21 protein-coding genes are annotated in these 25,603 nt (G+C 56.9%); 17 read left to right on the forward strand and 4 right to left on the reverse strand.

Features of this window, described 5'->3' with window-relative positions; translation table 11 throughout:
• Positions 1–19: 19 nt before the first annotated feature.
• From EAH73_RS23610 to rpsF, 4 genes are all read right to left on the reverse strand, one after another.
• Positions 20–2,653, reverse strand: a complete 2,634-nt coding sequence (locus EAH73_RS23610; protein WP_140465740.1) for a GSCFA domain-containing protein — start codon at positions 2,651–2,653, stop codon at positions 20–22.
• A 91-nt stretch (positions 2,654–2,744) separates the two neighbouring features.
• Complete coding sequence (gene rplI / locus EAH73_RS06885; protein WP_140465741.1) at positions 2,745–3,188, reverse strand: 50S ribosomal protein L9; 444 nt, start codon at positions 3,186–3,188, stop codon at positions 2,745–2,747.
• Positions 3,189–3,279: 91 nt separating this feature from the next.
• A complete protein-coding gene (gene rpsR / locus EAH73_RS06890) occupies positions 3,280–3,513 on the reverse strand; it encodes a 30S ribosomal protein S18 (protein ID WP_068239553.1) in 234 nt (77 codons plus the stop codon).
• Positions 3,514–3,567: 54 nt separating this feature from the next.
• Positions 3,568–3,945, reverse strand: a complete 378-nt coding sequence (gene rpsF / locus EAH73_RS06895) for a 30S ribosomal protein S6 (protein WP_140465742.1) — start codon at positions 3,943–3,945, stop codon at positions 3,568–3,570.
• Between the two features lie 397 nt (positions 3,946–4,342).
• On the opposite strand from rpsF, the gene EAH73_RS06900 reads away from it, so the two are divergent.
• From EAH73_RS06900 to EAH73_RS06980, 17 genes are all read left to right on the forward strand, one after another.
• Complete coding sequence (locus EAH73_RS06900) at positions 4,343–5,692, forward strand: cytochrome c3 family protein (RefSeq protein WP_140465743.1); 1,350 nt, start codon at positions 4,343–4,345, stop codon at positions 5,690–5,692.
• Positions 5,693–5,843: 151 nt separating this feature from the next.
• Complete coding sequence (locus tag EAH73_RS06905; protein ID WP_140465744.1) at positions 5,844–8,900, forward strand: TAT-variant-translocated molybdopterin oxidoreductase; 3,057 nt, start codon at positions 5,844–5,846, stop codon at positions 8,898–8,900.
• 49 nt (positions 8,901–8,949) lie between these two features.
• Positions 8,950–10,410 carry an NrfD/PsrC family molybdoenzyme membrane anchor subunit gene (gene nrfD / locus EAH73_RS06910; protein WP_240047166.1) on the forward strand — a complete coding sequence of 487 codons (1,461 nt, stop codon included), beginning with the start codon at positions 8,950–8,952 and terminating at the stop codon, positions 10,408–10,410.
• The gene (locus tag EAH73_RS06915; protein WP_140465745.1) at positions 10,403–10,930 is read left to right on the forward strand and encodes a DUF3341 domain-containing protein; all 528 of its coding nucleotides are present in this window, start codon (positions 10,403–10,405) and stop codon (positions 10,928–10,930) included. Before nrfD ends, EAH73_RS06915 begins: the two co-directional genes overlap by 8 nt.
• Complete coding sequence (locus EAH73_RS06920; protein ID WP_140465746.1) at positions 10,930–11,676, forward strand: c-type cytochrome; 747 nt, start codon at positions 10,930–10,932, stop codon at positions 11,674–11,676. The genes EAH73_RS06915 and EAH73_RS06920 overlap by 1 nt, the downstream gene beginning before the upstream one ends.
• A gap of 18 nt (positions 11,677–11,694) precedes the next feature.
• The gene (locus EAH73_RS06925; RefSeq protein ID WP_170214072.1) at positions 11,695–12,981 is read left to right on the forward strand and encodes a quinol:cytochrome C oxidoreductase; all 1,287 of its coding nucleotides are present in this window, start codon (positions 11,695–11,697) and stop codon (positions 12,979–12,981) included.
• A gap of 106 nt (positions 12,982–13,087) precedes the next feature.
• Entirely contained in the window at positions 13,088–14,164 is a 1,077-nt protein-coding gene (locus EAH73_RS06930) for a cytochrome c oxidase subunit II (protein WP_140465747.1), read from the forward strand.
• 32 nt (positions 14,165–14,196) lie between these two features.
• On the forward strand, positions 14,197–16,071 hold the full coding sequence (locus EAH73_RS06935; protein ID WP_140465953.1) for a cbb3-type cytochrome c oxidase subunit I: 1,875 nt from the start codon (positions 14,197–14,199) through the stop codon (positions 16,069–16,071).
• Between the two features lie 114 nt (positions 16,072–16,185).
• Entirely contained in the window at positions 16,186–17,283 is a 1,098-nt protein-coding gene (locus EAH73_RS06940; RefSeq protein ID WP_140465748.1) for a COX15/CtaA family protein, read from the forward strand.
• A gap of 58 nt (positions 17,284–17,341) precedes the next feature.
• A complete protein-coding gene (gene cyoE, locus EAH73_RS06945) occupies positions 17,342–18,214 on the forward strand; it encodes a heme o synthase (protein WP_140465749.1) in 873 nt (290 codons plus the stop codon).
• Between the two features lie 80 nt (positions 18,215–18,294).
• Entirely contained in the window at positions 18,295–18,882 is a 588-nt protein-coding gene (locus EAH73_RS06950; protein ID WP_140465750.1) for a heme-copper oxidase subunit III, read from the forward strand.
• Positions 18,883–18,903: 21 nt separating this feature from the next.
• Positions 18,904–19,674 carry a cytochrome c oxidase subunit 3 gene (locus tag EAH73_RS06955; protein ID WP_140465954.1) on the forward strand — a complete coding sequence of 257 codons (771 nt, stop codon included), beginning with the start codon at positions 18,904–18,906 and terminating at the stop codon, positions 19,672–19,674.
• 94 nt (positions 19,675–19,768) lie between these two features.
• Positions 19,769–20,119, forward strand: a complete 351-nt coding sequence (locus tag EAH73_RS06960) for a cytochrome C oxidase subunit IV family protein (RefSeq protein WP_140465751.1) — start codon at positions 19,769–19,771, stop codon at positions 20,117–20,119.
• A 3-nt stretch (positions 20,120–20,122) separates the two neighbouring features.
• Complete coding sequence (locus tag EAH73_RS06965) at positions 20,123–20,794, forward strand: hypothetical protein (protein ID WP_140465752.1); 672 nt, start codon at positions 20,123–20,125, stop codon at positions 20,792–20,794.
• The gene (locus tag EAH73_RS06970; protein ID WP_140465753.1) at positions 20,778–21,347 is read left to right on the forward strand and encodes a DUF420 domain-containing protein; all 570 of its coding nucleotides are present in this window, start codon (positions 20,778–20,780) and stop codon (positions 21,345–21,347) included. The genes EAH73_RS06965 and EAH73_RS06970 overlap by 17 nt, the downstream gene beginning before the upstream one ends.
• A 62-nt stretch (positions 21,348–21,409) precedes the next feature.
• Positions 21,410–21,667: a hypothetical protein gene (locus tag EAH73_RS06975; protein WP_140465754.1), complete on the forward strand. Its 258-nt coding sequence runs from the start codon at positions 21,410–21,412 to the stop codon at positions 21,665–21,667.
• A gap of 103 nt (positions 21,668–21,770) precedes the next feature.
• Positions 21,771–25,595 carry a sensor histidine kinase gene (locus EAH73_RS06980; RefSeq protein ID WP_140465755.1) on the forward strand — a complete coding sequence of 1,275 codons (3,825 nt, stop codon included), beginning with the start codon at positions 21,771–21,773 and terminating at the stop codon, positions 25,593–25,595.
• The last annotated feature ends 8 nt before the right edge of the window (positions 25,596–25,603 follow it).

Here is a 25,603-nt window from a genome sequence, read left to right on the forward strand (position 1 = left end):
GGGTTTGAATAAATGCCGACTAAGCCGGAGAATCTGAACTGTTGCCTTTATCGGGCGGAGAAGCAGCCTTCTTCGCCCGGGGTTTAGCCGGTCGCTTAGCGGCGGGTGCCGCCGGGGCAGGCGCGGCGTCAGTGGCAGCGGCTTTGCGGCGTGGCGCGGCTTTTGGCGCAGTCGCTTTCGGCTCTGTGGCCTCGGCAGTGCCGGCGGCCACCGCCTTGGCTTTGGGAGTAGCGGCCGGCGCTTTGGCTTTAGCAGGATTCGCTGGCTTCTGGGCCTCAGGAGTGGCCGCTGTATCCTTGGCTTCAGGAACTGCTGCTTTGCCTTTGGAAGCCGCTGCTTTTACCTTGGAAGCCGTCGCCTTAGCTTTAGGAGCTGCTTTGGCCTTGGGAGCCGCCGCTTTAGCTTCGGGAGCGCTCGGCGTGACCAGTGGGGCTGCTACTGCCACAGCTTCCGACACCGAAGCTTCCACTGCAGCAGCTTTCGGCTTAGCAGCTTTTGGAATGGCGGCCTTTCTCGGAGCCGCATTTTTCGAAGCAGCATTTTTCGGAGCGGCCGCTTTTGGAGCAACAATTTCTTCCGGAACAGCCACTTTCGAAACGGCTGCTTCCGGTGCTATGGCCTTCTTGGCGGGCACGCTGGCTATCAGCGTGGCATCGGAGCCGCGCATTCGGCCGGCGGCCACTCCCACCTGCGGCGCCGTCCGAATCGGCACGATGGGCGTCATGGGCGGCGTTTCGGTAATGAGCGAAGGCCGGCGGCGCGACGATTTTTTGGCTGGGGCGTTGGCTGGAGCCGGCTGGCTCGTGGCCACCACAGGGCTGGCCGCCTCCGAATTCTCGGAAGCGTCTGGGGCCCCCTGGGCCGGTACGGCAAACAATGGCCGGGTCTTGGCCCCCTGGTTGCGCCGGTTGCCCGTCCGATCATCCGCCGGAGCCGTTGGCTCGCTGGCTGGTGCAGTGACCTGAGTAGCTGGCTCGGCGCTGGCTGCCTGTGGTGCTGCGGTGGTTTCTACCGGCATCGGCGCTTGCTCATTGGCCGCTGCCTCCACCGGGGCCCCGTCTTCCGGCGAACGGTCGCGCCCGCGGCCGCCCCGCTTCACGGGTACCGATTTGGTGATAACGCTCGACTTGCGGGCTTCCGGCTGCGGGTTGCGCGGCAGCACTGGGGCCCCCTCGGTGGCCTCATCAGGCTCATTAGTAGATAGAACTTCATCCTCGCCCCCAGCAGCCAGCTTCGCTGCGTTTTTGCGAGCCGTGCGCTTGGCACCGCCCCGCGAGCGGCGCTTTTTCTTCTTCATTGGGTCCTGCTCACCCCCGTCAACGGTGGGAGAAACCTCAATGGCGCTGTCATCGAAGGCCTCTAGGGGCACATCAGCCATTGCCGGTGTGGCAGCAGGCGTTGTGGTAGCTTCAGCGGCGGGCTGCTTGGGGCCCAGATCCGCGGTGCGGTCTTCGCGCCGGCCGCGCTCGGGCCGATTGTTACGCGCCGCCCGCTGCGCCCGGAATTCTTCCGGCGACAAGCGTTCGTGTCGCTCACTATTCGTTGCCAGGGCCCCATCCGCACTAGCAGCTACTGCTGCCTGGGTAAACGTTTCCGTCGCTTCGGTATTGCCGATGTCCACCCGCTCTTCGTCATCAAACGCTGGCTCAAAGGCCAGCACTTCGGTGGGTACGGGCAGCGTCGCCAGTCGCTCGTCTACTTCGCGCAGCTCGGCGGCCACGTTCACGCGCTGGCGGCTCAGGCGCTCCAGCCGCTCGCGGGTAGCCACCAAAAACTGCCGGTGCTCGGGCGCAGCCGCGTTCAGGGGCCGGTGGCCTAAGGCCTGGCGCAGCCCTGCCCACTCCTTGCGGAAGCGGCCAAAATCAGCGTCGAAATACGTGCGGGCAAACTTTTCCCACACGTAGTCCTCTGCCACTTCTGACGGGTGCAGCATGTCGGCGGCGTAAAACCGGTAGTCACGCAGGTCATCGTTTACTAGCTCGTAGGCCGGGAAGTAGCTCACCTCCGGCAGCAGTTCGCTGAGGTAGTGGCAGGCCACGCGCAGCACCGATTTGCTCACCGCGTTCAGCGGCAGCGTATCGCGCAGGTGGCGCACCGGGCTCACCGTCAATATAATGCGCAGCTTGGGGTTAATGCGCCGCAAATAAGCATGCGTCTCCGCCAGAGCGTTGATGATTTCGTCCGGCGTCAGCAGTTCTTTGGTGAAGAGATCGGCAGGCATCTTGTGGCAGTTGCTCACCAGCTCGCCAGTTTCGCGCAGGCGGTAGGCCCAGGCCGTGCCCAGCGTCAGCAGCACCGCATCGGCCCCGCGCAGGAATTCGCCCGTGCGGCGCACCGTCTGCTGGATGTCGTGCAGTAGCTCCACGGGCGTGGGGGCCCCTTGGCTGCCGTGCAGGTCGTAGCTCTGCCAGCGGCCCCGGGCTTCTACTAGATGCTGCTGCCAGTCCACGTCTTCGCCCAGCGCCGCCCGCAACAGCCGGCCTGCCGCCAAGGGCTGGAACACGGTGCCGAACGGGTTCACCACCACGTTGACTTTGTGCGCGGCTAGGCGCGCGCCAATGCTGTCGGCAAAGCAAGAGCCCAGTGTGAGCACCCGCGCCGACGGCGGCAGCTGTTGCGCCACGGGCGCAAGTATCAGTTCAGTTCTAAACATTGTGGCAAAAATAGCCGCCCCGCAGCATTAAAAAGCAAAAGGCCCCGCCGTCACGGCAGGGCCTTTTTAAACAGGGCTAGGCCCAGGTAGGTTACTCAGCTACCACGCGGAAGTTCACGGTGTGTTTTACTTCTTTGTGCAGGCTCAAAGTTGCGGTGTAGTCGCCAGCGGCCGAAGGCTCCTGGTCAAACGACAGACGCTTGCGGTCCACGTCGATGCCCTTAGCTTTCAAAGCCTCGGCCAGCTGCAGTGTAGTAACGCGGCCAAAGATTTTGCCGCTCTCGCCAATCTTGGCCGGGATGTCCAACACCATACCGCCAATCTGGTCGGCAATGGCTTGGGCGTCGCCTTTCACTTTGTCGGCTTTGTGAGCCGCTTGGCGCACGTTCTCAGCCGTAATCTTTTTGTTCGTCTTGTCGGCCAGCATGGCTAGGCCTTGCGGCAACAGGAAGTTGCGGCCGTAGCCCGACTTCACGGTCACGATGTCGTTTTTGTAGCCGAGGCCCTTAACGTCGTCTTTGAGGATAATTTCCATGTCTTGTTTTAATTATGAGTTTTGAATTATGAATTATGAGTTATTCGCCACTGAATCAATGGCTTACAACGCATAGCTTATAACTCATAATTTATTTCAGGGCGTCGGCGATGTACGGCATCAGGGCCAAGTGGCGAGCCTTTGCTACGGCCTGTGTCACCTTGCGCTGGAACTTAAGGCTGGTGCCCGTGAGGCGGCGGGGCAGCACGCGGCCCTGCTCGTTCACGAATTTCAGCAGGAAGTTCGGGTCTTTGTAATCCACGTACTTAATACCGTTCTTCTTGAAGCGGCAGTATTTCTTACGCGTATCCACCGGCTTGTTCATTGCCGAGCGGTCATTGTTGCGGTTGTTCGAGGGCGTTGCCATATCTTTTTATAGTTATTGGGCTACGGCTTCGGATTCTTTCGCAGCCTTCTGCTGGTTCATCTCGCCGTTGCGGCGGCGGCGGTTGTAGTCCACGGCGTGCTTATCAAGCACCGTGGTCAGGAAACGAATGATGCGCTCGTCGCGGCGGAAAGCCAGCTCCAATGCATCAACGATGTTGCCCGAACCCGTGAATTCCAAGCAGAAGTAATAACCGGTGGTTTTCTTCTGGATGGGGTAGGCTAGCTTGCGCAGGCCCCAGGCTTCGGTGGACAGAATGTCGGCGCTATTTTCCTTAAGCACCTGGGTGAACTTCTCGACCGTCTCTTGCACCTGGCCCTCGTTCAAAACGGGGGTTACGATGAAGACCGTCTCGTAATTTCTTACTTCCATTACGACGGGGTGAATTTGTTGAAAAAAATTTGATTGGGGCGCAAAGGTACTGACTTTGCGACAGAATGCCAAGCTGTTGCCGCCTTTTCCCCACAGCACGCATTTATATGCCCAAATCCTTGAACAAGTTGCCAAGCAACTTTGTCCAATAAACGCGGCCAGCTACCGAGGCTAGGGTCCATTTTAGGGCCCCCAGCAGCCGAGCCAACCGGTAGATACTACTAGATATTTTGTATCTAAATAAGACAATTTAGCTTATTTAGTCAAATTCCAAATAGTCCCTTAAGGCCGTTCCTGAGCCTATAAAACCCCCGCTAGCTTTTGCTGCCCGCGAATCGTATCCTACCTTTGTGGCCCTGAAATGCCTTGGCATTTCGTTATTTCTGCTTGTTTCTGTATGAATAGCAACCGACTACGTTCGTTACCTCACCTGTTGCTGGCGCTATTGCTCACGTTTGCCGGAGCCCAGCAGGCCACGGCTCAGGATGCCAGTGCAAACACTGCCACCGTGAGCAAAGCCGGCGTCACGCCCGGCGCTACTGCCGGCGCTACCCCAGCCACGGCGGCTGCCCCCGCCGCCGGTGGGGCTGATGCCGCCGCTGTGCAAGCGGGCGATGCCTTGTTTAAAGCCAACTGTACTCAGTGCCATGCCATTAATGAGCAGGTAGTGGGCCCTGCATTGGCTGGCATCAGCAAGCGCCGCCCCATCACCTGGATCATTCCGTGGATCAAGAACTCGGCCAAAGTAGTTGCCAGTGGCGACGAATATGCCGTAGCCCTCTACAACAAGTTCCAGAAGCAGCAGATGCCCAGCTTCGGGCTTTCGGATAAGGAAATCACTTCGATTGTTGCCTACATCACTGCGCAAGAAGGCCAGCCGGCTGCCGCTGCAACGGGTGGCGTAACGGCGCAAAATGCTGGGGCAACCGATGGTGCCGCCGCAGCTGGTGATGCTGATACTGGTGCCGGTAAGTATGTGGACATCCTGCTCATCGCGTTGGTTGTGGTGCTGATCGTGATGGTGGTAACGCTGATCATCATTGGTAACCTGATGAAAGATGTTCTGCGGGGCCGTAAAGACCTCGATGGTCGCGACACCGAGATTCTGGAGCAGCGTTTCGATTGGGGAAAGTTCTATCGTTCGCCCGTGCTGCGTGGTATCGTCGGAGCTGTGTTTGCCATTGTATTGCTCTACGAGGGCGTGCAAAGCGTAATGGCTGTGGGCTTGACCCAGGGCTACCAGCCAACCCAGCCTATTGCCTTCTCGCACAAGCTGCACGCCGGAGAAAATCAGATCAATTGCGCCTACTGCCACACGTCAGTATACAAAGGCAAATCGGCTAACATCCCTTCGGCCAACATCTGCATGAACTGCCACTCACAGATCAAGACAGAGTCGCCGGAGATCAAGAAAATTTACCGCGCCATCGAGCGTAAGCAGCCTGTCCAGTGGGTTCGTATACACAACCTGCCTGACTTGGCTTACTTCAACCACTCGCAGCACACCCAGGTAGCCGGCCTCCAGTGCCAGACTTGCCACGGCCCAATTCAGAACATGGAAGTGGTGTACCAGTATTCGGCCCTGACGATGGGCTGGTGCATTAACTGCCACCGCGAAACGCCGCTCAACACTAAGGGCAACGCATACTATGACAACTTGGTGAAGTTGCACGATACCAAAAATGCTGCAGCTCCTTTCACCGTATCGTCGAACGGCGGTACCGAGTGTTCGAAGTGCCACTATTAATCAGTTAGCCGATGCTTTAAAATCCGAAATGCTCATGCCTCGGACTTTAAAGCCGCTAGCTACCCGTTACAAAATTCCGCTAAAAAATTAAGTCCCTCTTGGCTTAGCCGGCTGAAAGCCCCTAAGACCTGGAGTCTCTAAGTCCCCGAAAATGAAGTACTGGAAAGGAATTGAGGAACTAGAAAGCACTCCGGAGTTCATGAGCACGGCATTTGCCGAGTTCCTGCCGGTGAAGGAAAGCCATGAGAGCAAGGATGCTACCTCGGCTCCCCGCCGTGACTTTCTGAAGCTGATGGGTTTTGGAGTAGGTGCCGTTGCGCTTGCTTCGTGCGAAACTCCGGTGCACAAGGCCATCCCTTACTTGAACAAGCCGGAGGAAGTAGATCCTACTATTTCCAACTTCTACGCTTCTACGTACTTCACGGGCTCCGATTACAACGCCGTGCTGGTAAAAAACCGCGACGGTCGTCCAATTAAGCTAGAAGGCAATCCGGAGTCGCCCATCACTCGTGGTGGTCTTTCTGCGCGGGCCCAAGCCGCTGTACTTGACTTGTACGATAGCGGCCGCTTGCAGCATTTTGCCGTCAAAGGTGTGCGCACGGAAACAGCCGAAGTAGACCGTCAAATTCAGTCCAAGCTAGCTGCAACGACGGGCAAAATCGCCATCGTTTCGCCAACTATTATTAGCCCAAGCACCAAGAAGGCCATTGCCGCTTTCGCTGCTCGTTACGGTACCACTGAGCACGTGATGTACGATGCGCAGTCGGCTAGTGGCTTGCTTCAGGCTAATAATGGCGTGTTGCCAGGCTACGATTTCAGCCGAGCCAACGTAATTGTCAGCATCGGTGCTGATTTTCTGGGTACTTGGATCTCGCCGGTAGAATTTGCCAAGCAGTACGTCAAGAACCGTAAGGTGAGCAGCGACAAGCCCTCCATGTCGCGTCACTTCCAGTTTGAAACCACGATGTCGCTCACCGGATCGAACGCCGATGTGCGTGAATCTGTGAAGCCATCGGAGTGGGGCGCTGTAGCGGTTGCATTGTACAACGCCGTGGTGGGAGGGGGAAGCACGCCCGCTTTTAGTAATCCCCGAGTAGCTCCGCAAATAGCCAAAGCTGCTGCCGAGCTAAAAGCAAACCGCGGTGCTAGCCTAATAGTATCCGGATCTAACGACCCAGCCATTCAATCGCTGGTAACCGCGCTGAACCAGAGCTTGGGCAACGTAGGCACAACGGTTGACCTGACGGCCCCTAGTAATGTGCGCCAAGGAGACGATGCCCGCATGGCTGCATTGGTGAAAGAGATGAATGCCGGGACGGTAGGTGCAGTAATTTTCTACAATGCCAACCCTGTATACAACCATCCACTATCTGCCCAAGTAAAATCCGGTATCGCCAAAGTGCCGCTGAGCATTTCGTTCAACGACCGTCTTGACGAAACCGGTAGCTTGTGTGACTATGCTACTCCGGACAACCACTGGTTGGAATCGTGGAATGACTTCGAGCCGAAGCGTGGTTTCTTGAGCTTGGCACAGCCAGCCATTACCCCAATTTTTGCTACCCGGCAGGCCCAAGAAAGCCTATTGCGGTGGGCCGGCAACAATGAAACATACTACAGCTTCCTGCGCAACAACTGGCGCCAGGTGCTGGGCAGCGGTAATTTCAATGCCGCTTGGGATAAAGCTGTTCACGATGGTGTAGCCACTGGCACGGGGTTGATTGCGGCGCCAGCTATGACTACGGCTGCACTAGGCGCTAGCGATGCCGTAGTACGTATTACTGGGGCCCCTAAGCCCGCTAATAATTTAGTAGAGGTTTCATTCTACGAAAAAGTAGGTTTGCCTGCTAGCGGCTCAGGGGCTAATAATCCTTTCCTCCAAGAGCTACCCGATCCGATTTCTAAAGCTACTTGGGGCAACTATTTGGCTGTTCCGCGTTCGATGGCAGTAGCCAACAAGTGGGAGCAAGGTGATGTAATTAAGGTTACGGCCCCTAATGTGGCTCCTATCGAATTGCCCGTGCTAGTGCAGCCTGGCCAAGCTGCTGGCACGGTCAGCATTGCTTTGGGCTATGGCCGGGTTTTGAGTGGCAAAGCTGGTGACAACGTGGGTGCCAACGCAGCGCCTTTGTTGGTTACTACTCCTAACGGCATTATGTATGCCACGGCAGTAACGCTGGAAAAAACCTCTGCTACGTCGCCCATTGCTCAAACCCAGACCCACCATACCATCATGGACCGCCGCTCGGTGGTGCAAGAGAATACGCTGGCTAAGTATAAGGAGAACCCTAAAGAGGTAACGGAGTACGAGAAGATTACCACGCCTGATGGCCTTGAGAAGCCAAATAAGGTTTCGCTGTGGCAAGATTACCAGTACAACAACCACCACTGGGGCATGGCAATCGACCTCAATTCGTGCATCGGCTGCGGCTCGTGCGTATTGGGTTGCCAGACGGAAAACAACATTGCTGTGGTTGGCAAACAGCAGGTTATCAACCGCCGCGAAATGCACTGGATGCGCATTGACCGCTACTACTCTTCGGACCACCACAAGAGTGAGTTCGATACGAAAGGTAAGTTGTCGACTTACAGCGCTATGGAAGACCCTTCGGATAACCCGCAGGTAATTTTCCAGCCGATGATGTGCCAGCAGTGCAACCACGCACCTTGCGAAACAGTGTGCCCGGTGTTGGCTACTACGCATAGCTCAGAAGGTTTGAACCAGATGACTTACAACCGTTGCGTTGGTACGCGCTACTGCGCCAACAACTGCCCGTATAAAGTGCGTCGATTCAACTGGTTCTCGTACTACTCTAACGAGAAATTTGAAACTGTTAACGGCCACATGTTTACTGACCTGGGCCGTATGATCCTCAACCCTGACGTAACTGTGCGGGCCCGAGGGGTGATGGAAAAATGCTCTTTCTGCATTCAGCGTATCCAACTGGGTAAGCTGGAAGCTAAGAAGCAAAAGCGCCGTCCTAAAGACGGGGAGATAGTATCGGCTTGTGCACAGTCGTGTCCCACTGATGCTATTGTGTTTGGCGATATGCGCGACACTACCAGCCGCATTAGCCAGTTGCTGCGTCGTGAGGACGGTGAGCGGGCTTTCCACTCACTAGATTCTATCAACGTGCAGCCGAACGTGACCTACTTAACAAAGATTCGCAATTCGGTATCCGAAATGTTCGGGCCGGAGGAAGAAGCTTAATTGCATCGGAGTACTTAGTTTCTACGCACCTAAGCCCCCAATACCCATTATGCAACACGTATCAGCCATTCGTGAGCCGCTCATCACTGGGGGCAAAACGTTACATGACGTAACCCAGGATATCTGCTATCAGGTAGAGGCCAAGCCCAACATCCGTTGGATTGGCGCTATGAGCGTATCCTTATTCTTCTTAGGTATATTCTTCTACTCCGTTTACCGTACCCTATGGTACGGAATTGGCGAGTGGGGCCTAAACAAAACTGTCGGTTGGGCATGGGACATCACCAACTTTGTGTGGTGGGTAGGTATTGGTCACGCCGGTACCCTTATCTCTGCTGTGCTACTGTTGTTTCGCCAAAAGTGGCGCTCGTCCATCAACCGGGCTGCAGAGGCTATGACGATTTTTGCGGTTATCTGTGCTGCCATGTTCCCGGTATTGCACATGGGCCGTCCTTGGCTGGCTTTCTATGTGTTTCCGTTGCAAAACACGTTGGGTTCGTTGTGGGTAAACTTCAACTCCCCGCTGCTTTGGGACGTGTTCGCCATCTCGACTTACTTCACGGTTTCTTTGGTATTCTGGTACACGGGTTTGGTGCCTGACTTTGCTAGTATTCGCGACCGCGCTAAGGGCCCCATCGCCAAGTTCAGCTATTCTATGCTGAGCTTCGGCTGGACGGGTTCTGCTAAAGCATGGTCACGTTACGAGACAGTATCGCTGATTTTGGCCGGTGTGTCTACGCCACTGGTACTCTCAGTACACACCATTGTATCGATGGACTTTGCTACGTCGGTTGTCCCAGGCTGGCACACTACCATTTTCCCTCCCTATTTCGTGGCTGGTGCCATCTTCTCGGGCTTCGCAATGGTGTTGACGCTGATGCTTATCACCCGCGTTGTATTTAAGCTTGAAGATTACATTACCCTTGAGCACATTGCCCTCATGAACAAAATCATGATGGTAACGGGCTCTATCGTAGGGGTTGCTTACATCACGGAATTCTTCATTGCTTGGTACTCACAGGTAGAGTTTGAGCAGTATGCTTTCATCAACCGCGCTACGGGCCCCTACTGGTGGGCTTACCTGAGCATGATGTCATGCAACGTAATTACGCCGCAGATTGTGTGGTTCCGTCGCGTGCGTTACAGCATTGGTTGGACGTTCCTACTGTCCATTATTGTGAACATCGGGATGTGGTTTGAGCGCTTCGTAATTATTGTTACCTCGCTGCACCGCGATTACTTGCCTTCAAGCTGGGCTATGTTCTCGCCCACTATGATAGACATTGGGGTGTATGTAGGCACACTGGGGTTGTTCTTTACCCTGTTTCTGCTCTTCGCTAAGTTTTTCCCCGTCATCAACATGGCCGAGGTGAAAACTATCCTCAAGTACACCGTTGACAACGGCCCTACTTATAGCGGTAACCACGCCCATCACGCGCCGGCTACTACCCATTCCGTAACTCCTGGTGTGCCTGCTTCGGCTCCCGTAACCTACGACAAGCATGACTAAGCGTTTCGCCCTCGGCGTCTTCGAAGACGAGGACGTGCTCCTGCACGCCATTGACAATGTGCGCGGCGCAGGGGTCAAGATCTACGACGTGTTCTCACCTTATCCGGTACACGGCATCGATGATGCGCTGGGTATAGAACGTTCGCGTTTGCCTATCGCCGCATTCTTTTACGGCATGTGTGGACTTGCTTTCGCACTCTGGCTCCAGATTTACACACTGGGTTTCGACTGGCCAATGATCATTGGCGGTAAGCCACATATCGCACTGCCTGCGTTTATCCCAGTAGCTTTTGAATTGACTGTGTTCTTCACATGTCATGGCATGGTTATAACATTTTACACCATCACTGGACTTTACCCACGCTTCAAGACGCCAGTAATGGACGTGCGCTCCACGGACGATAAATTTGTAATGGCTATCGAGTTAGATGAAAACAACTCGGCGCTACCAAAATTGACTCAACTATTGCGTGAAAACGGCGCATCGGAAGTCAATCAGAAAGAAATGACCAAGAAATAATGACGCATCCGCTGAACCTGAGTCTGCGCGTTTCGGCGCTGCTGTTATCGCTGGGAGGACTGGCGTCATCTTGCACGCCGCAAGCTGATAACCCTGGGGTAGAATACGCCCCGGAGATGTATGAGTCCATCCCGTATGAGCCTTTGCGCCAAACGGGTTATAATACCATTAATGCTTTCGGGATTAATGAGCGCACTCCTGCTACTGGTACTGTAGCTCGTGGCAAGCTGAATTACTATACCCACGTCCCTAAGGATAGTGTGGGTATTGCCGAACGTACGCTGCGTAACCCCTATGCCTATACCAAGGTGAACCTGGAAGAAGGCAAACTGCTTTATTCACGCTACTGCCAGCACTGCCACGGCGAGCAAGGCAATGGCCAGGGCCCTGTTGGACTCAAGTTCAAAGGTGTTCCTAACTACGCAGCTGGCCAGTACACCAAAATGAATGATGGCCACATCTACCACGTTATTCAATGGGGCCGCAACCGCATGATGCCCCACGGTTCACAGGTAAATCCTGAAGAGCGTTGGAAAATAGCCATGTACGTAAGAGCCCTAGAGTTAGGCAAGGGCCCCGATGGACTTACCGAAATGATTGCCAAGGGCCCCACCTCTTCAGCTAGTGATACTACTGTCACCGCTGCGGCGGCTGGCACTACTCCTACGAGCAAAGCTGGTTCTAACACTGGTTCTGAGACGCCCGGTCAGGGCAATACTAAAGGCCAGAACGGCTCCGCTAACTAATCCCATCTCGCACGCACTATGGCAACTCTGACGCATCAAGAAAGCGCCACGGCTGAGCAACTCGTCGTTACGGATGGCGCCCGTAAAATATTCTTTATCATAATCCTGGCCGGGGTAGCTTTACTAATTGCAGGATTATTGGCTTCTATCTTCCATTGGGGAGAGGCGCACGAGGCTGTTGGATCAGCAGCTCACGAAGAGGGCAGCCCTATCTGGCTCAAGCGGCTTCTGGTTAGCCTGTGGCATAGCAATTTGTTCTTTCTAGGCATATCAGCTGTTGGTACCGTATTCGTTGCCATCAACTATGTAGCGTATGCTGGGTGGTCAGTTATTGTCAAACGTATTGCCGAAGCATTTAGCGTTTGGATCCTACCGGGTGCAGTCATAATGCTTGTAGTGTTCTTGATAGGTCGCCATGACATATTTCACTGGACACATGAAGGCATTATGACCAAGGGCTCGCCCAACTACGATGCCATTATCGCGGGCAAGGGTGCGTTCTTGAGTGTGCCATTTTACCTAATCCGGATGATTTCTTATCTGGTTATCTGGTGGGCCTTTTCTTGGAAGTTGCGGAAGCTGTCGGTAGAGGAGGATTTGAATGGCGGCACCAAGTATTTCCACACTAGCGTGACAACTGCGGCCCTTTTCTTAGTGTTATACGCTGTAACGTCTTCGATGTCTGCATGGGACTGGGTTATGTCAGTTGATGTACATTGGTTCAGCACTATGTTTGGGTGGTATGTGTTTGCATCTTGGTGGGTGTCTGGCATTGCTGGCATTACCCTCACTGCCATCTTCTTGAAGCAAAACGGTTACCTGCGTTTCATGAACGCTAACCACTTCCATGACTTGGGTAAGCTAATGTTTGGCTTTAGCATCTTCTGGTGCTACGTATGGTTCGCCCAGTTTATGTTGATCTGGTATGCAAACCTGCCTGAGGAAGCTGTTTACTTCAATCAGCGCTTGGGAGGGTTCAACGGGCAGTACACTGGTATGTTCTTCTTCAACATCGTTATCAACTTCGTTTTCCCCTTCCTGGGCCTGATGACCCGCGATGCCAAGCGTCAGATGATTATTTTGAAGATTGTGTGTATTGCAATCCTCGCTGGTCATTGGAGCGACTTTTATTTGATGTTGATGCCGGGCACTCTAAAGGGTGAAAACGGGTTATTGATAGAGATTGGGGTCGCAGCGATATTCCTTGGCGCATTCCTCTTGTTATTGACTCGCCGGCTTTCGGAAGCGTCGTTGATTACGGTTAATCACCCTTTTATTGACGAAAGCGTTCACCATACTACCTAGGAAGCTGCTTGCTGATATTAATGGTCACGGTACATAACTTAAGCCGGTTGCACCTGTTCTTGAAGCACCTATTAGTTAATTTCTGCTGGTTACCAAATAAATCATAATGTCTGCTCTTACCATTGTAGCGGTCCTGGTACTACTGCTGGTCGTATTCGGCTTGCTGTTCCGTCTCCAGATTCTGTCCTCCATTTTCTCCGGATCATTCACCCGTGATATCGGCATGAGCAATAGCGTAAACGCTGTGCTTATGCTCGTGTTCCTAGTTGGTGGTGGCGGATGGTTTGCCTATTCTTTTGTTGAGAACTACAGCAAAATGAATCCCCCAATTGCGTCGGTTCATGGCCATCACATGGAGACGATGTTTTGGACGACGATGGCAGTTATTGGTGTTGCTTTTGCAATTACCCAGACACTACTTTTCGTGTATGCTTATAAGTACCAGTACAAGGAAGGTCGCCGCGCTTACTTTTTCTCACACAATAACAAGATCGAGGTAATCTGGACGATTATTCCAGCCATTGTAATGGCTGCGCTCATCTTCGCCGGCTGGAAGGCTTGGACCCGAATTACGGGTCCTGCTCCTAAGGATTCTGTGGTAGTGGAATTGATGGGTAAGCAGTTTAACTGGTTGGTGCGTTACCCTGGCCGCGACCTGAAGTTGGGCGTCATTAATTACCGCCTGATTGATGCTTCTAACGACTTTGGTATCGACCTCAATGACCAAGCATCACAAGATGACTTTACGGTAACCGAAATTCACGTTCCGAAGGGCCACCCAGTATTGTTCAAAATTCGCTCACGCGATGTCCTACACGCAGTATACATGCCCAACTTCCGGGTGCAGATGTATGCAGTGCCCGGAATGCCCACCCGCTTTTGGTTTACCCCAACTACCTCGACCGATGAGATGCGGGCTAAATTGGGCAATCCGAATTTTAAATACGAATTGGCTTGTAACCAGATCTGCGGTAAAAGCCATTATGCAATGAAGGCAACTATTGTTGTTGATGAGCCAGATGACTACCAGAACTGGTTTGCTTCGCAAAAATCATTTGCTTCGCAAAACCCTGATCTAGTTGCTTCTTTTAAGAAAAAGGCTATCCAGGACATCGCAAAGCCGACTGCCCCTGCTGAACCAAAAGAAGTAGCACCAGTCCCTCTGGCTAACGCTTCCTTCTAAATACAAATCAAAAGCCTTTCTATATGTCAGATATGTCAGCCAAGCCGAATTTGTCGGCCGGGGTTCAGACGGCTGGTGGTGTAGGCACTGCCCCTGTTTCGCACACGGAGCATGGCGATGCTCACCACGATGAGCACGAGCACCACGACCAGCATTGGTTATGGAAATACGTGTTCAGCCAAGACCACAAGGTTATTGGCAAGCAATTTCTCATCACTGGGATATTCTGGGCCATAATTGGTGGTACGCTGTCCAGCCTTTTCCGTTTACAGCTAGGCTGGCCGGAAGGCACAATGGAGTGGCTTACTCCAGTACTTGGCAAGTGGGTAGAAGGCGGCAAGCTGAACCCAGAGTTCTACTTGGCACTGGTCACGATGCACGGTACCATCATGGTATTCTTCGTGCTCACTGCTGGTCTTAGCGGAACGTTCTCCAACTTTCTAATTCCTCTGCAGGTAGGGGCCCGGGACATGGCTTCGGGTTTCATGAACATGCTCTCGTACTGGTTCTTCTTCCTGTCGAGCTTGATCATGTTCTTCTCGCTGTTCTTGGAGACTGGTCCTGCTGCCTCCGGCTGGACGATTTATCCGCCGCTTTCGGCCTTGCCCCAGGCAATTCCAGGTTCGGGTATGGGCATGACGATGTGGTTGGTTAGTATGGTGTTCTTCATCGTGTCACAGTTGCTGGGTGGTGTTAACTATGTTACCACCGTCATCAACCTTCGTACCCGTGGTATGAGCATGAGCAAGTTGCCGCTCACCATCTGGGCTTTCTTCCTGACCGCCATCCTTGGTATCCTTTCGTTTCCGGTGCTTTTCTCGGCAGCTTTGCTGCTGGTATTTGACCGTTCTTTTGGCACTTCATTCTTCCTTTCGGACATCTACATTGCTGGCCAAGCGTTGCCTAACCAAGGCGGTTCGCCGGTTCTGTTCCAGCATTTGTTCTGGTTCTTGGGTCACCCCGAAGTTTACATCGTGATTATGCCAGCAATGGGCATGGTCTCGGAGATTTTGGCTACTAACGCTCGTAAGCCAATCTTTGGCTACCGCGCCATGATTGGCTCGCTGATCGGTATATCGCTGCTATCGTTCGTTGTATGGGCTCACCATATGTTCGTGACCGGCATGAATCCCTTCTTAGGTTCGGTATTCATGTTCCTGACGTTGATTATCGCAGTGCCTTCCGGTGTGAAAGTGTTCAACTGGCTGGCTACGCTGTGGCGCGGTAATATTCGCTTCACCACGGCCATGTTGTTCAGCATCGGGTTTGTGTCGCTCTTTATTTCGGGTGGTCTAACGGGTATTATCCTTGGTAACGCCACGCTGGATATCCAGATGCACAACACCTACTTCGTGGTTGCTCACTTCCACTTGGTGATGGGATCTTCGGCATTCTTCGGTTTGTTTGCTGGCGTTTACCACTGGTTTCCGAAGATGTTTGGCCGCATGATGGACGAGAAGCTTGGTTATATCCACTTCTGGCTGACGTTTGCAGGTGTTTACTTGGTATTCTTGCCCATGCACTACATCGGTATCGCAGGCTTCCCGCGTCGCTATTACGCTTGGACGGGTTTTGACTCTTTCTCGCAGTTTGCTGACATGAACAAGTTCATTTCAGTAGCGGCCATTATCGCCTTTGCTGCCCAGTTTATCTTCATCTTCAACTTCTTCTACAGCATTTTCCGTGGCCGTCGTGCCACGCAAAATCCTTGGAATTCGACGACGCTGGAGTGGACTACCCCACTTGTGCCGGGCCACGGCAACTGGCCGGGCGAAATTCCTGCTGTTTACCGTTGGCCTTACGACTACAGCAAGCCTGGGTCGGAGACTGACTTCATTCCTCAGAACGTTCCTTACTCTCAGACGCAGTCGTCTAACTTGCCCTACGAGCAAGAGCTAGCTGACTAATTGGAGCAATGAACTAAAGTCCCGAGCGGGCCGCCTGACCGGCGGCCCGCTTTTTTTGTGGCGTATTGCGTTGCTTAAAAAGCTTTGCAATTGCCCCTTTTAAACTTAATAGCCATGCAAAACGCTGCTTATCGACGTTTTCGATTCGTTGGATTGCTTACCGTAGTGGCAATCTATTTACTGATTCTGGTAGGAGGGGTAGTTCGGAGCACTGGCTCAGGCATGGGATGCCCGGACTGGCCGCGGTGCTTTGGCACCTGGATACCGCCCACCAACATCAGCCAGCTGCCATCGAATTACAAGGAAGTATACACGGCGCAGCGCGTAGCCAAGAACCAAAAGCTTGCCCTTACGCTGCAACGGCTGGGATTTGCCCAAGTGGCGGGCAGTATTTTCGCCCACCCTACCCAGTACATTGAAACCGATTTCAATCCTGTCAAAACGTGGATTGAGTACGTGAACCGACTGCTGGGGGCCCTAATTGGCGTATTCGTATTCCTGACGGCCGGATTTGCCTGGTCGTACCGGCGCCGTAACCCGCCGGTGTTTTGGCTCTCAGTTGGGGCCTGGCTGCTGACGGGAGTGCAGGGATGGCTGGGCTCGCTGGTGGTATCGACCAACCTCTTACCGGTGATGGTAACCGTGCACATGGGGCTGGCCTTGCTGATTGTGGCCATGCTGCTGTATGCCGTGGACCGGGCGCGGATGCAGGATAAGCCTTCAACGCAGGTTGTGGGGCCCCAAGCCTCTCCGAGCGGCCTGCGGGCGGTGCTATGGTTAGGGCTGCTGGTAACGTTTGGGCAAATTGTGCTGGGAACCCAGGTGCGCGAGCAGGTAGACATGGTATCGGCCGCGGCCAACTATGCCAATCGTGCCGATTGGGTGGCGCAGTTAGGCAGTAGTTTCACGGTGCACCGGGCATTTTCGGCGGCGGTATCAGTACTAGTACTGTACCTGGCCTATGAGCTGTGGTCGCTGGGGCCCTATTTGCGGCGGCTGGCGCAAGGCATGGTGGCGGTGCTGGTGCTGGAGGTATTGGCCGGCTTTATACTGGCGTACGGGGCCCTGCCACCGGCCGTGCAACCGGTGCACCTGACGTTGGCTACCGTGCTCTTCGGGCTGCAATTCCTGACGCTGTTGGCAGCGGGACGATTAAGCATTAAACAAGAAATTGGCGTGCCCACCCGGCCAGCCCACGGGGTTGTTGCGTAACTTTGGGCCCCCGTTTAGTTTCTATTGGACTAAGCGGTTTTTGTAGTCACTGTACTGGATGGTCAAGGCCCGCGCCTATTTTCAACTGCTCAAATTCCGGCTTTCGCTCACGGTAGCGTTTTCCAGCGCCATCGGCTATATGCTACGGGTATCGGAGTTCCGCTGGACGAACGTGCTGCTGGTGATGCTGGGCGGACTGCTGGTAACGGGCTCAGCCAACATCATCAACCAAATCCACGAAAAGGAATTGGACAAGCTGATGACCCGCACGGCGAAGAGGCCAATTCCGCTCGGCATCATCTCGCCAGCCGAGGGGTGGGTGTTTTGCGTCTTGCTGGGCGTATCAGGCCTAGCGCTGCTGGCGTTGCAGTTCAATTACCTCACGGCTGGGCTGTCGCTGCTGTCGCTGGTGCTGTACGGCTTTGTGTACACGCCGCTAAAGACAATTTCGCCCGTTTGCGTGGCCGTAGGGGCTATCCCGGGTGGGCTGCCGCCGCTCATTGGTTGGGTAGCAGGCATGGGGCACGCAGCCACATTTGCGGCCATGGGGCCCCAGCCATGGGTGCTATTCGGCATCCAGTTTATGTGGCAGTTTCCGCACTTCTGGGCCATTGCCTGGGTGGCCGACGACGACTACAAGCGGGCCGGCTTCAAGATGCTCCCCTCGCCGGGCAAACGCGACCTGCGCACGGCCTTCCAGATAATGACCTACACGCTGCTGCTCATCCCGCTGAGCCTGCTGCCGCTCGAATTTAATATTGCCGGTCGCATTTCGGCGGGGGTGGCGGTGGTATGCGGCGTATTGTTTCTGCTGCTCACGTTTCAGCTCATGCGCACCCAAGACCGCAAGGCCGCGCTGCGCATCATGTTTGCCTCTTTTCTGTATTTACCCATCGTGCAAATTGCGTTGGTGTTGGACAAAATCCAGTAGTTTCTTGTTGTATACCCGAGGGCAAATTGCTCTTGCCGGCGCAGTTGTCGGCCGCATTTAGCAATCCGCCAAATAACATTATGAATCCCATCGAAACCTTCTCAGAAAAGGAAGTCGGCCTGGGCTGGCACCCAAAGCGCGTGCTGCTGATTTTGCTCATGGTGTCAAGCACCATGATTTTTGCCTCTCTTACCAGCGGCTTTATCGTACGGCGCGATGAAGGCAACTGGCGTGAGTTCGACCTACCCACTATAATGTTGCTCAACACCATCGTGATTGCCTTGAGCAGCATCGCGTTGCAGTGGGCCTATAGCTCGGCTAAAAAGGACGAGATTGGCCGGGTTAAGATTGGCTTAGCCATTACTTTGGGGCTCGGGCTGGTGTTCTTGGTAGGGCAGTGGCTGTGCTGGGGCGACTTGGTAGCAGGCCGCACTTTTTTCGGCGGAATCGACGCCAACGTGTCGGGCTCGTTCGTATACGTGCTCATGGGCATGCACGCCTTTCACCTGCTGGCAGGGCTAATTTTCCTAGCAGTTGTGCTGCGCCGAACCTTTAACTATCAGGTGCATTCGCGGGCTTTGCTGTCTATCGGCAACGCCTCCATTCTGTGGCACTTCTTGGGGGCCCTTTGGCTGTACCTGTATTTGTTCTTACTTTTGAATCACTAAAACGCCCTATTTGTGTCCGCTATGGCCCAAACCACCACCTTGCAGCCCACTGCGGCCTCCACCCTCGACGCTCCCCGTACTGGCAACTGGGACGGCGGCAACGAACCATTTAAGGCGAGCTACGGCAAGCTGATGATGTGGTTTTTCTTGCTGTCGGATGCTTTCACGTTTGGGGCCTTCCTGACGACCTACGGCATGATTCGCCATAAACACGAAGTGTTTACCGGCGAGGCATCGGCGTTCCATTTTAGCACAAAATGGTGGCCTATTCCTGACCATGTGTTCAACGCCTTTCCCGGAATGGGCCACGCCAACGTGCCCTTGGGATTTGTGGCTTTGATGACGATGATCCTCATCTTCAGTTCCGTGACGATGGTACTGGCCGTAGAGGCCGGCCACCGCATGGACAAGAAAGATGTACAGAAGTGGCTGCTCTGGACCATTCTTTTCGGCACGATCTTCCTGCTCAGCCAGGCTTGGGAGTGGGGTCACTTCATCCGCGGCCACGAAGAGGGTACGCTGATGGCTGACGGTACGGTATTTCACGGCGCCAATTTGTCGATGAACCAGTACGGCCCGGTGCTCTTTGCCGATTTGTTCTTCTTCATCACTGGCTTCCACGGCACCCACGTGCTGTCGGGCGTGTGCTTGCTCGTGTGGTGCTTCATCGCCACCACCAACGGCACGTTTGAGAAGCGTGGCCACTATGAAATGGTGGAGAAAATTGGCCTCTATTGGCACTTTGTTGACTTGGTGTGGGTGTTTGTCTTCACCTTCTTCTACCTGGTTTAATGGTGAATTGAGCGCGTGGGCAGCCAAGGCGATTGAACCCGCCCGGCTGCCCACGTTGCTGAATGCTATTCACTTCCTCTCTTACTAGCGAATTATGTCTGCTCCCGCTGCTACCGACAATGCCTTCACTGGCGAAATTGCCAAACCCAACACGGCCGGGATTTGGAAAATCTTCTTCGTACTGGTCGCAATTACGGCCGTTGAGTTTGCCGTCACGTTTGCCATGGAAGCCCAGAGCGTGCGCACCCTGCGCAATAGCATCCTGATTGGCCTTACCATCCTGAAAGCGTTCTTCATTGTGGGCGAATTCATGCACTTGAAGCACGAAACCAAGGGCTTGATCTGGACCATCTTGGTGCCGAGCGTGCTGCTGGTATGGTTGCTAGTGGCCCTAGTTACTGAAGGCTCGTTCATCGGCGAAACGCTGAGCAATATGTTCAGCTAGCGAATGCGGCCCCGCCAAACCCTGTTGCTGGGCCTTCTGCTGCTGGTGCCGGTACTGGCTTTTTTGTTCCTGTACCGCTTCGGCGCCAACCGTTACGCGCTGCCATCTTACTTGCCCGACCGCGTGGATTCCACGCAGGTTGGCGGTAAGTGGCAGCGCGATACTGTTTTCCACCAAATCCAGCCGTTTCAGCTGCTGGCTTCCAATGGGCGCGAACTGACCAGCCAGGGCCTCGGCCGGGGCGTGTGGGTGGCGCAGCTATTTGGCCCCGACGAAACCAGCGCCCGCGTAGCGCGCGAGCTGCTGCAAGTGCAGGAAAAATTCCGGCAGGAACCGCTGGTGCGCTTGGTGTCTGTGGTGCTGGAGCCGGGGCCCGCGCCGGCCGCCACGCTGGCCCAATTGGCTGAGCAATACGGCACAATCGCCGGCAAGTGGATGTTTGCCACGGGGGCGGCCGATGTGCTGAAGCAAGTAGCGCAGCAGGAGTTGGGCCGCGCTGCCCAGCCACATCAGTTGCCGCCCGTGGCGGGCTCTAACCTACCGCCCGGTACGTTGTTATTAGTGGACCGGGACCGCCGGGTGCGGGGTATTTACGACGGGACCAAGCCCCGGGAAATCGACCGGCTGCTCACCGAAATCAACGTGCAACTTTACGAATATGCCCACACCCACTGACCAACTGCACCCGCCCGTGCTGTCCGCCGGCAACTACACACGCTACAAAATAATCCTGGGCACGTTGGGCGTGGTGGTGCCGCTGCTGGTGGCCGTGCTGTTCTCGTTTCCCAACCTGTTCCGCATTCCGGGGGCCCAGGTGAAGTTTTTGCCCGCCGTGAACGCGGGGCTGAACTCCCTGACGGCGGTGGCATTGCTGACCGGTTTTTACTTCATCAAGCAGAAAAACGTGCTGGCCCACCGCGCCGCAATGGGCACCGCCTTTGGGCTGGGGGCCCTGTTTCTGCTCTCGTACGTGGCCTATCACTCGCAGGTGGACAGCACCAAGTTTGGCGGCGTGGGGGCGGCGCGCTATGTGTATTTTTTCCTGCTGCTCACCCACATTAGCCTGGCCGTGGTAACGGTGGGCCTGGTGCTTTTCACCCTGTACTTCGCCCTGACGGGCCAGTATACCAAGCACAAGGCCATTGCCCGGTGGACGTTTCCCGTGTGGCTTTACGTATCTGTGACGGGCGTGGTGGTGTACTTTATGATTTCTCCCTACTATACCTAATTAGGGCCCCTGGGGCCCGAGGTAGTAGAAACTTTCTCCTTAAAAACCTGTTGGTTAACTATATGAAAACGAAAGCATTTTTCCGGGGAGTGGCGGCGCTGGCGCTGGCCTTTTTGTTGGGCGTGGCACCGCTGGTAGCTGGGGCCCAATGCATTATGTGTAAGGCGCAGGTAGAAGCCGCCAAGGCCGAGCGTGATGACTACGACGTGACGGGCCTCAACAAAGGCATCGTGTACATGATGACCGTGCCTTACCTGCTGATGGGGGCCGTGGGCTACTTCTGGTACCGGCGCACGCACCCCAAGCCCACCAAGGCGTAAGCAGCCTGGGCTTGGACGACCACCGCAGTGAGACAGTTTTGCGAGAATGCCGCCAATTGGCGGCATTTTTGTTGAAAATGGATTTCGTACCAGCCCTTTGCCCGTGAGAAAATTGTTGGCCGCCCTGCGCCCGGGCCCGGCGGCGCTGCTGGTGCTGGCGGTGGTGTTCTTTGCGGGTGGCTATCTGGCCAGCCGCTACGGGCAGCTGCCGGGCGTGGTGCGCCGCACCGATTTGCGCCGCCTGCACCAGTTGGTGCGCGCCGCTGAAACCGTGGCTGGCCGCGACGCCGACACGGTGGCCGCGCAGGTGCAGCGCAGCAGCTACAGTTTTGCCCGGCTCCTGCGCCAGACTTATTACCCCACGTTCGTTTTTCGGAACGGAAAGCTGCGCTACTGGTCGTCGGCGGCGCTGCGGCCCGACCCAGACGACCTAGTGCGGGCCCAGCCGGAAATGGCGGTCGAGACCACGTTTGGCCAGTTTTTGCTGGTGCGCCGCCGCGTGGGGCCCTGGCAAGTGCTGGCCTACGTGCCACTGGAGCGCCACTACGGCATCAGCAACCGCTACCTGCGCGAGGGCGGCGGCGCCGACGTATTCCAGGGCCTGCGCCTGCGGGTGGTGCTCGACAGCGTGAACCGGCAACTGCCGGCGTTCCGCGACCAGAGCGGGCGGTACCTGTTTTCCATCCGGCAGCAAGCCCCGTACCGGCTCACGGGGCAGTACGTGCCGCTGGCGCTGCTGCTGTTGGGCGTGCTGTGCTACGCGGCCGGGTGGGGGTGGCTGGCGCTGCGCTACTACCGGGCCGGGCGAGTGGGAGCCGCCCTGGCCGTGCTGGCCGGGCCGCTGCTGCTGCTGCGCGGGGCCCTGCTGTACTGGGGCCTGCCGTTTTCGCTGATCGAGTTACCCCTATTCGACCCGCGGGTGTACGCCGCCTCGCGGCTGTCGCCCTCGCTGGGCGACTTGCTGCTGAACGCCGTGCTGGCCTTCGGGGCGGCGGGGGCCCTGGGCGTGCTGTGGGTGCGGGGCCGGGTAGTGGCGCGGGTGCGCGCCCCGCGCACCCTGCGGGGGCAGGTGCTGGTGGTGGCCGGGCTGGCTTTGCTGTACTGGGTCCTGCTGCAGCTGCTCTACGGCACCTACACCAACATGATGAACAGCAGCCAGTTGAGCCTGGACGTGACGCGGGGCCTGCCCGTAACCGGCTTCCGGCTGGCGCTGGCCCTGGCCCTGGTAGTGCAGACGGGGGCTTACCTGATTGGATTTTTCCTGCTCACGCAGCTCGCCGATGCGGCCATGCGGCACGTGTCCGAATCGTTTCTGCTGCCCGCCACGGCTGGCACGGCGGCGGTGGTGCTGGCCGTGGGCGTGGCCACCGATTCGGTGCAGTGGCAGCTGCTGGGCGTGCTGGCCACCTTTGGGGCCCTGGTGCGGCTGGCGCGGCTACGCGCCGGGGCCCTGGGCGGCTACCAGCTGGGGGCCTTGGGCGTGCTGCTGGGGGCCCTGGCCGCCGCCACCGGGGCCCTGGTGCTGCACCAGCAGTTTGAGCAACAGCTGCTGGCCGACAAGCAGCGTCTGGCCAGCAGCTTGTTGGTAGACAACGACTTCCAGGGCGAGTTTTTGCTCGAAGAGCGCATCCACAAGATTGCGGCCGACCCCTTTGTGCGGCAGGCGCTAGCCGGGGCGTTTGGCCAGGCCAGCGACGCCGAGCGGCGCGCCGACCGCCAGTACTTGGGCGACTACTTCGACAAGTACGAGAGCCAGGTGACGCTCTACGACGCCGCCGGCCAGCCGCTCGACGCCCCGGCCGGGGCCCCCAGCCTGGCCAGCGTCCGGCGGGCCATCCGGCGCAACGCCACCCGCACCGACCAGCGCGGCGTGTTTCTACTACGCTCGGATAATTCGTTTAGCTCGCGGCACTACGTGGCGCTGGCCGCGGTGGGGGCCCCTGGGCCGGGCCGGGCCGGGCCGGCGCTGGGCGCGGTGCGCGTCGATCTGACGCTGAAAAAACTCTCGTCCTACAGCGTGCTGCCCGAGCTGCTCGTCGACCAGAAGTTCTTCCAGTCCAGCGTGGTGAGCCAGTTCAGCTACGCCGGCTACGACCACGGCCGGCTCGTGTATAGCGAGGGCGAGTTTGACTACGCCAACCGCCTGCCCGCTACCCGCCTGCGCGACCCAGAACTGTATGCCAACGGCCTGGAGCTCGGCGGCTTCCAGCACCTGGCCGTGCGCGGGGCCCGGCAGCGGGCCGTGGTGATGACCACCACCCGCTACTCGCTGGCCGACGGGCTGGCCAACTTCTCGTTTCAGTTTTTGCTCTCGGCTGGGTTTTGGCTGGCCGTGGGCGGGGCGTGGCTGCTGCTGCGCCGGCGCGCCGGGGCCCGGCTCCGGCTCAACTTCAGCGGGCGAATTCAGCTGCTGCTGAACATGGGCATTGTGGTGCCGCTGGTGGTGGTGAGCATCGCCACGGCCAGCCAGCTCATCGCCTCCTACCGCCTCGACCTCATCCGCACCTACGAGCGGCGCGGCCGCCTGGCCCTGAACAGCGTGCGCGTCCGCCGCCGCTTGCTGGCCGACTCCACGGCCCGGCCCGTGCTGGCCGAATTGGCCCGCAACGTGGCCGCCCTCACCGAAACCGACGTCAACCTTTACAACGCCCGCGGCGAGCTGCTGGCCAGCAGCCAGCCCCTCATCTTCGAGGCCGGGCTGCTGGGGCCCCTGCTGAACCCCGAGGCCGTGGCTACCCTGCGCGAGCGCGGGGCCCCGCGGGCGCTGCTCACCGAGCAGGCCGGCTCGCTGTCCTTCACGGCCCTGTACTTGCCGGTGCGGGCCAGCGCGGGCGAGGCGGCCGACAGCGCCGGCTACCTGCTGGCCGGGGCCCGCCGCCGCGCCCCCGCCGACGACGCGCTGCTGCCCGACGACGCGGCGGGGCCCATCGTGGGCTACGTGGGCATTCCGTTTTTCGACTCGGCTAAGAACCTCGACACCAAGCTCACGGGGCTGTTCACGACGCTGCTCAACATCGTGACGCTCATGTTCTTGCTGTTTCTGGGGTTGGCATTTGTGGCGGCGCGCCAGCTCACGGCCCCGCTCAAGCGCATCACCGAGCGCCTCACGCGTACCACGCTCACGGGCCAGAACGAGCCCATTCCGTACCGCAGCAGCGACGACGAGATTGGCTTGCTCGTGCGCGAGTACAACGCCATGATCGGCAAGCTCGAAGCCAGCCGCCGCGAGCTGGCCGCCCAGGAAAAAGAAGTGGCCTGGCGCGAAATGGCCCGCCAGGTGGCCCACGAAATCAAGAACCCGCTCACGCCGATGAAGCTCAGCCTGCAATTTTTGCAGAAAGCCATTGCCGAGCGCCGCCCCAACGCCGAGGAGCTCATCGGCCGCATCAGCCAGACACTCATCACGCAGGTGGACGTGCTAAGCGACATTGCCACCTCGTTCAGCACCTTCACCAACCTGCCCGCCATGCGCCCCGAGCGCCTCGACGTGGGGGCCGTGCTGCGGCAGTCCACCGACTTGTTCCGGCAGAGCGGCGACGACGACGGCGAGTTGCGCTTGGAACTGCCGCCCGACGGTACCACCTTCACCGTGTTTGCCGACGAGAGCCTGTTGGTGCGCACATTCAACAACTTGCTGCTGAACGCCAAGCAGGCCGTGCCACCCGGACGCCCGGCCCGCCAAACCGTGGCCCTGCGCGCCGAGGGCCCCCACAAGGTGCTCATTACCATCGCCGACAACGGCACGGGCATCGCCGACGACGTGCGGGCCAAGGTGTTCGTGCCCAACTTCACCACCAAGGAAACCGGCTCGGGCATTGGGCTGGCCGTGGCCAAGCGCGGCATCGAGAGCGCCGGGGGCCGCATCTGGTTCGAGACGGTGGTGGGAGAGGGCACGCAGTTTTTCATCGAGCTGCCGCTGGCGGGCTGAGGCCGCGG

It is taken from the genome of Hymenobacter nivis, from assembly GCF_006439025.1.
GTDB lineage: Bacteria > Bacteroidota > Bacteroidia > Cytophagales > Hymenobacteraceae > Hymenobacter > Hymenobacter nivis_A.

Bases quoted from the DNA above. Each gene is read 5' to 3' on its own strand.
- EAH73_RS23610 (WP_140465740.1), bottom strand. From the start codon at position 2,653: ATGTTTAGAACTGAACTGATACTTGCGCCCGTGGCGCAACAGCTGCCG.
- rplI (WP_140465741.1), bottom strand. From the start codon at position 3,188: ATGGAAATTATCCTCAAAGACGACGTTAAGGGCCTCGGCTACAAAAAC.
- rpsR (WP_068239553.1), bottom strand. From the start codon at position 3,513: ATGAACAAGCCGGTGGATACGCGTAAGAAATACTGCCGCTTCAAGAAG.
- rpsF (WP_140465742.1), bottom strand. From the start codon at position 3,945: ATGGAAGTAAGAAATTACGAGACGGTCTTCATCGTAACCCCCGTTTTG.
- EAH73_RS06900 (WP_140465743.1), top strand. From the start codon at position 4,343: ATGAATAGCAACCGACTACGTTCGTTACCTCACCTGTTGCTGGCGCTA.
- EAH73_RS06905 (WP_140465744.1), top strand. From the start codon at position 5,844: ATGAAGTACTGGAAAGGAATTGAGGAACTAGAAAGCACTCCGGAGTTC.
- nrfD (WP_240047166.1), top strand. From the start codon at position 8,950: ATGCAACACGTATCAGCCATTCGTGAGCCGCTCATCACTGGGGGCAAA.
- EAH73_RS06915 (WP_140465745.1), top strand. From the start codon at position 10,403: ATGACTAAGCGTTTCGCCCTCGGCGTCTTCGAAGACGAGGACGTGCTC.
- EAH73_RS06920 (WP_140465746.1), top strand. From the start codon at position 10,930: ATGACGCATCCGCTGAACCTGAGTCTGCGCGTTTCGGCGCTGCTGTTA.
- EAH73_RS06925 (WP_170214072.1), top strand. From the start codon at position 11,695: ATGGCAACTCTGACGCATCAAGAAAGCGCCACGGCTGAGCAACTCGTC.
- EAH73_RS06930 (WP_140465747.1), top strand. From the start codon at position 13,088: ATGTCTGCTCTTACCATTGTAGCGGTCCTGGTACTACTGCTGGTCGTA.
- EAH73_RS06935 (WP_140465953.1), top strand. From the start codon at position 14,197: ATGTCAGCCAAGCCGAATTTGTCGGCCGGGGTTCAGACGGCTGGTGGT.
- EAH73_RS06940 (WP_140465748.1), top strand. From the start codon at position 16,186: ATGCAAAACGCTGCTTATCGACGTTTTCGATTCGTTGGATTGCTTACC.
- cyoE (WP_140465749.1), top strand. From the start codon at position 17,342: ATGGTCAAGGCCCGCGCCTATTTTCAACTGCTCAAATTCCGGCTTTCG.
- EAH73_RS06950 (WP_140465750.1), top strand. From the start codon at position 18,295: ATGAATCCCATCGAAACCTTCTCAGAAAAGGAAGTCGGCCTGGGCTGG.
- EAH73_RS06955 (WP_140465954.1), top strand. From the start codon at position 18,904: ATGGCCCAAACCACCACCTTGCAGCCCACTGCGGCCTCCACCCTCGAC.
- EAH73_RS06960 (WP_140465751.1), top strand. From the start codon at position 19,769: ATGTCTGCTCCCGCTGCTACCGACAATGCCTTCACTGGCGAAATTGCC.
- EAH73_RS06965 (WP_140465752.1), top strand. From the start codon at position 20,123: ATGCGGCCCCGCCAAACCCTGTTGCTGGGCCTTCTGCTGCTGGTGCCG.
- EAH73_RS06970 (WP_140465753.1), top strand. From the start codon at position 20,778: ATGCCCACACCCACTGACCAACTGCACCCGCCCGTGCTGTCCGCCGGC.
- EAH73_RS06975 (WP_140465754.1), top strand. From the start codon at position 21,410: ATGAAAACGAAAGCATTTTTCCGGGGAGTGGCGGCGCTGGCGCTGGCC.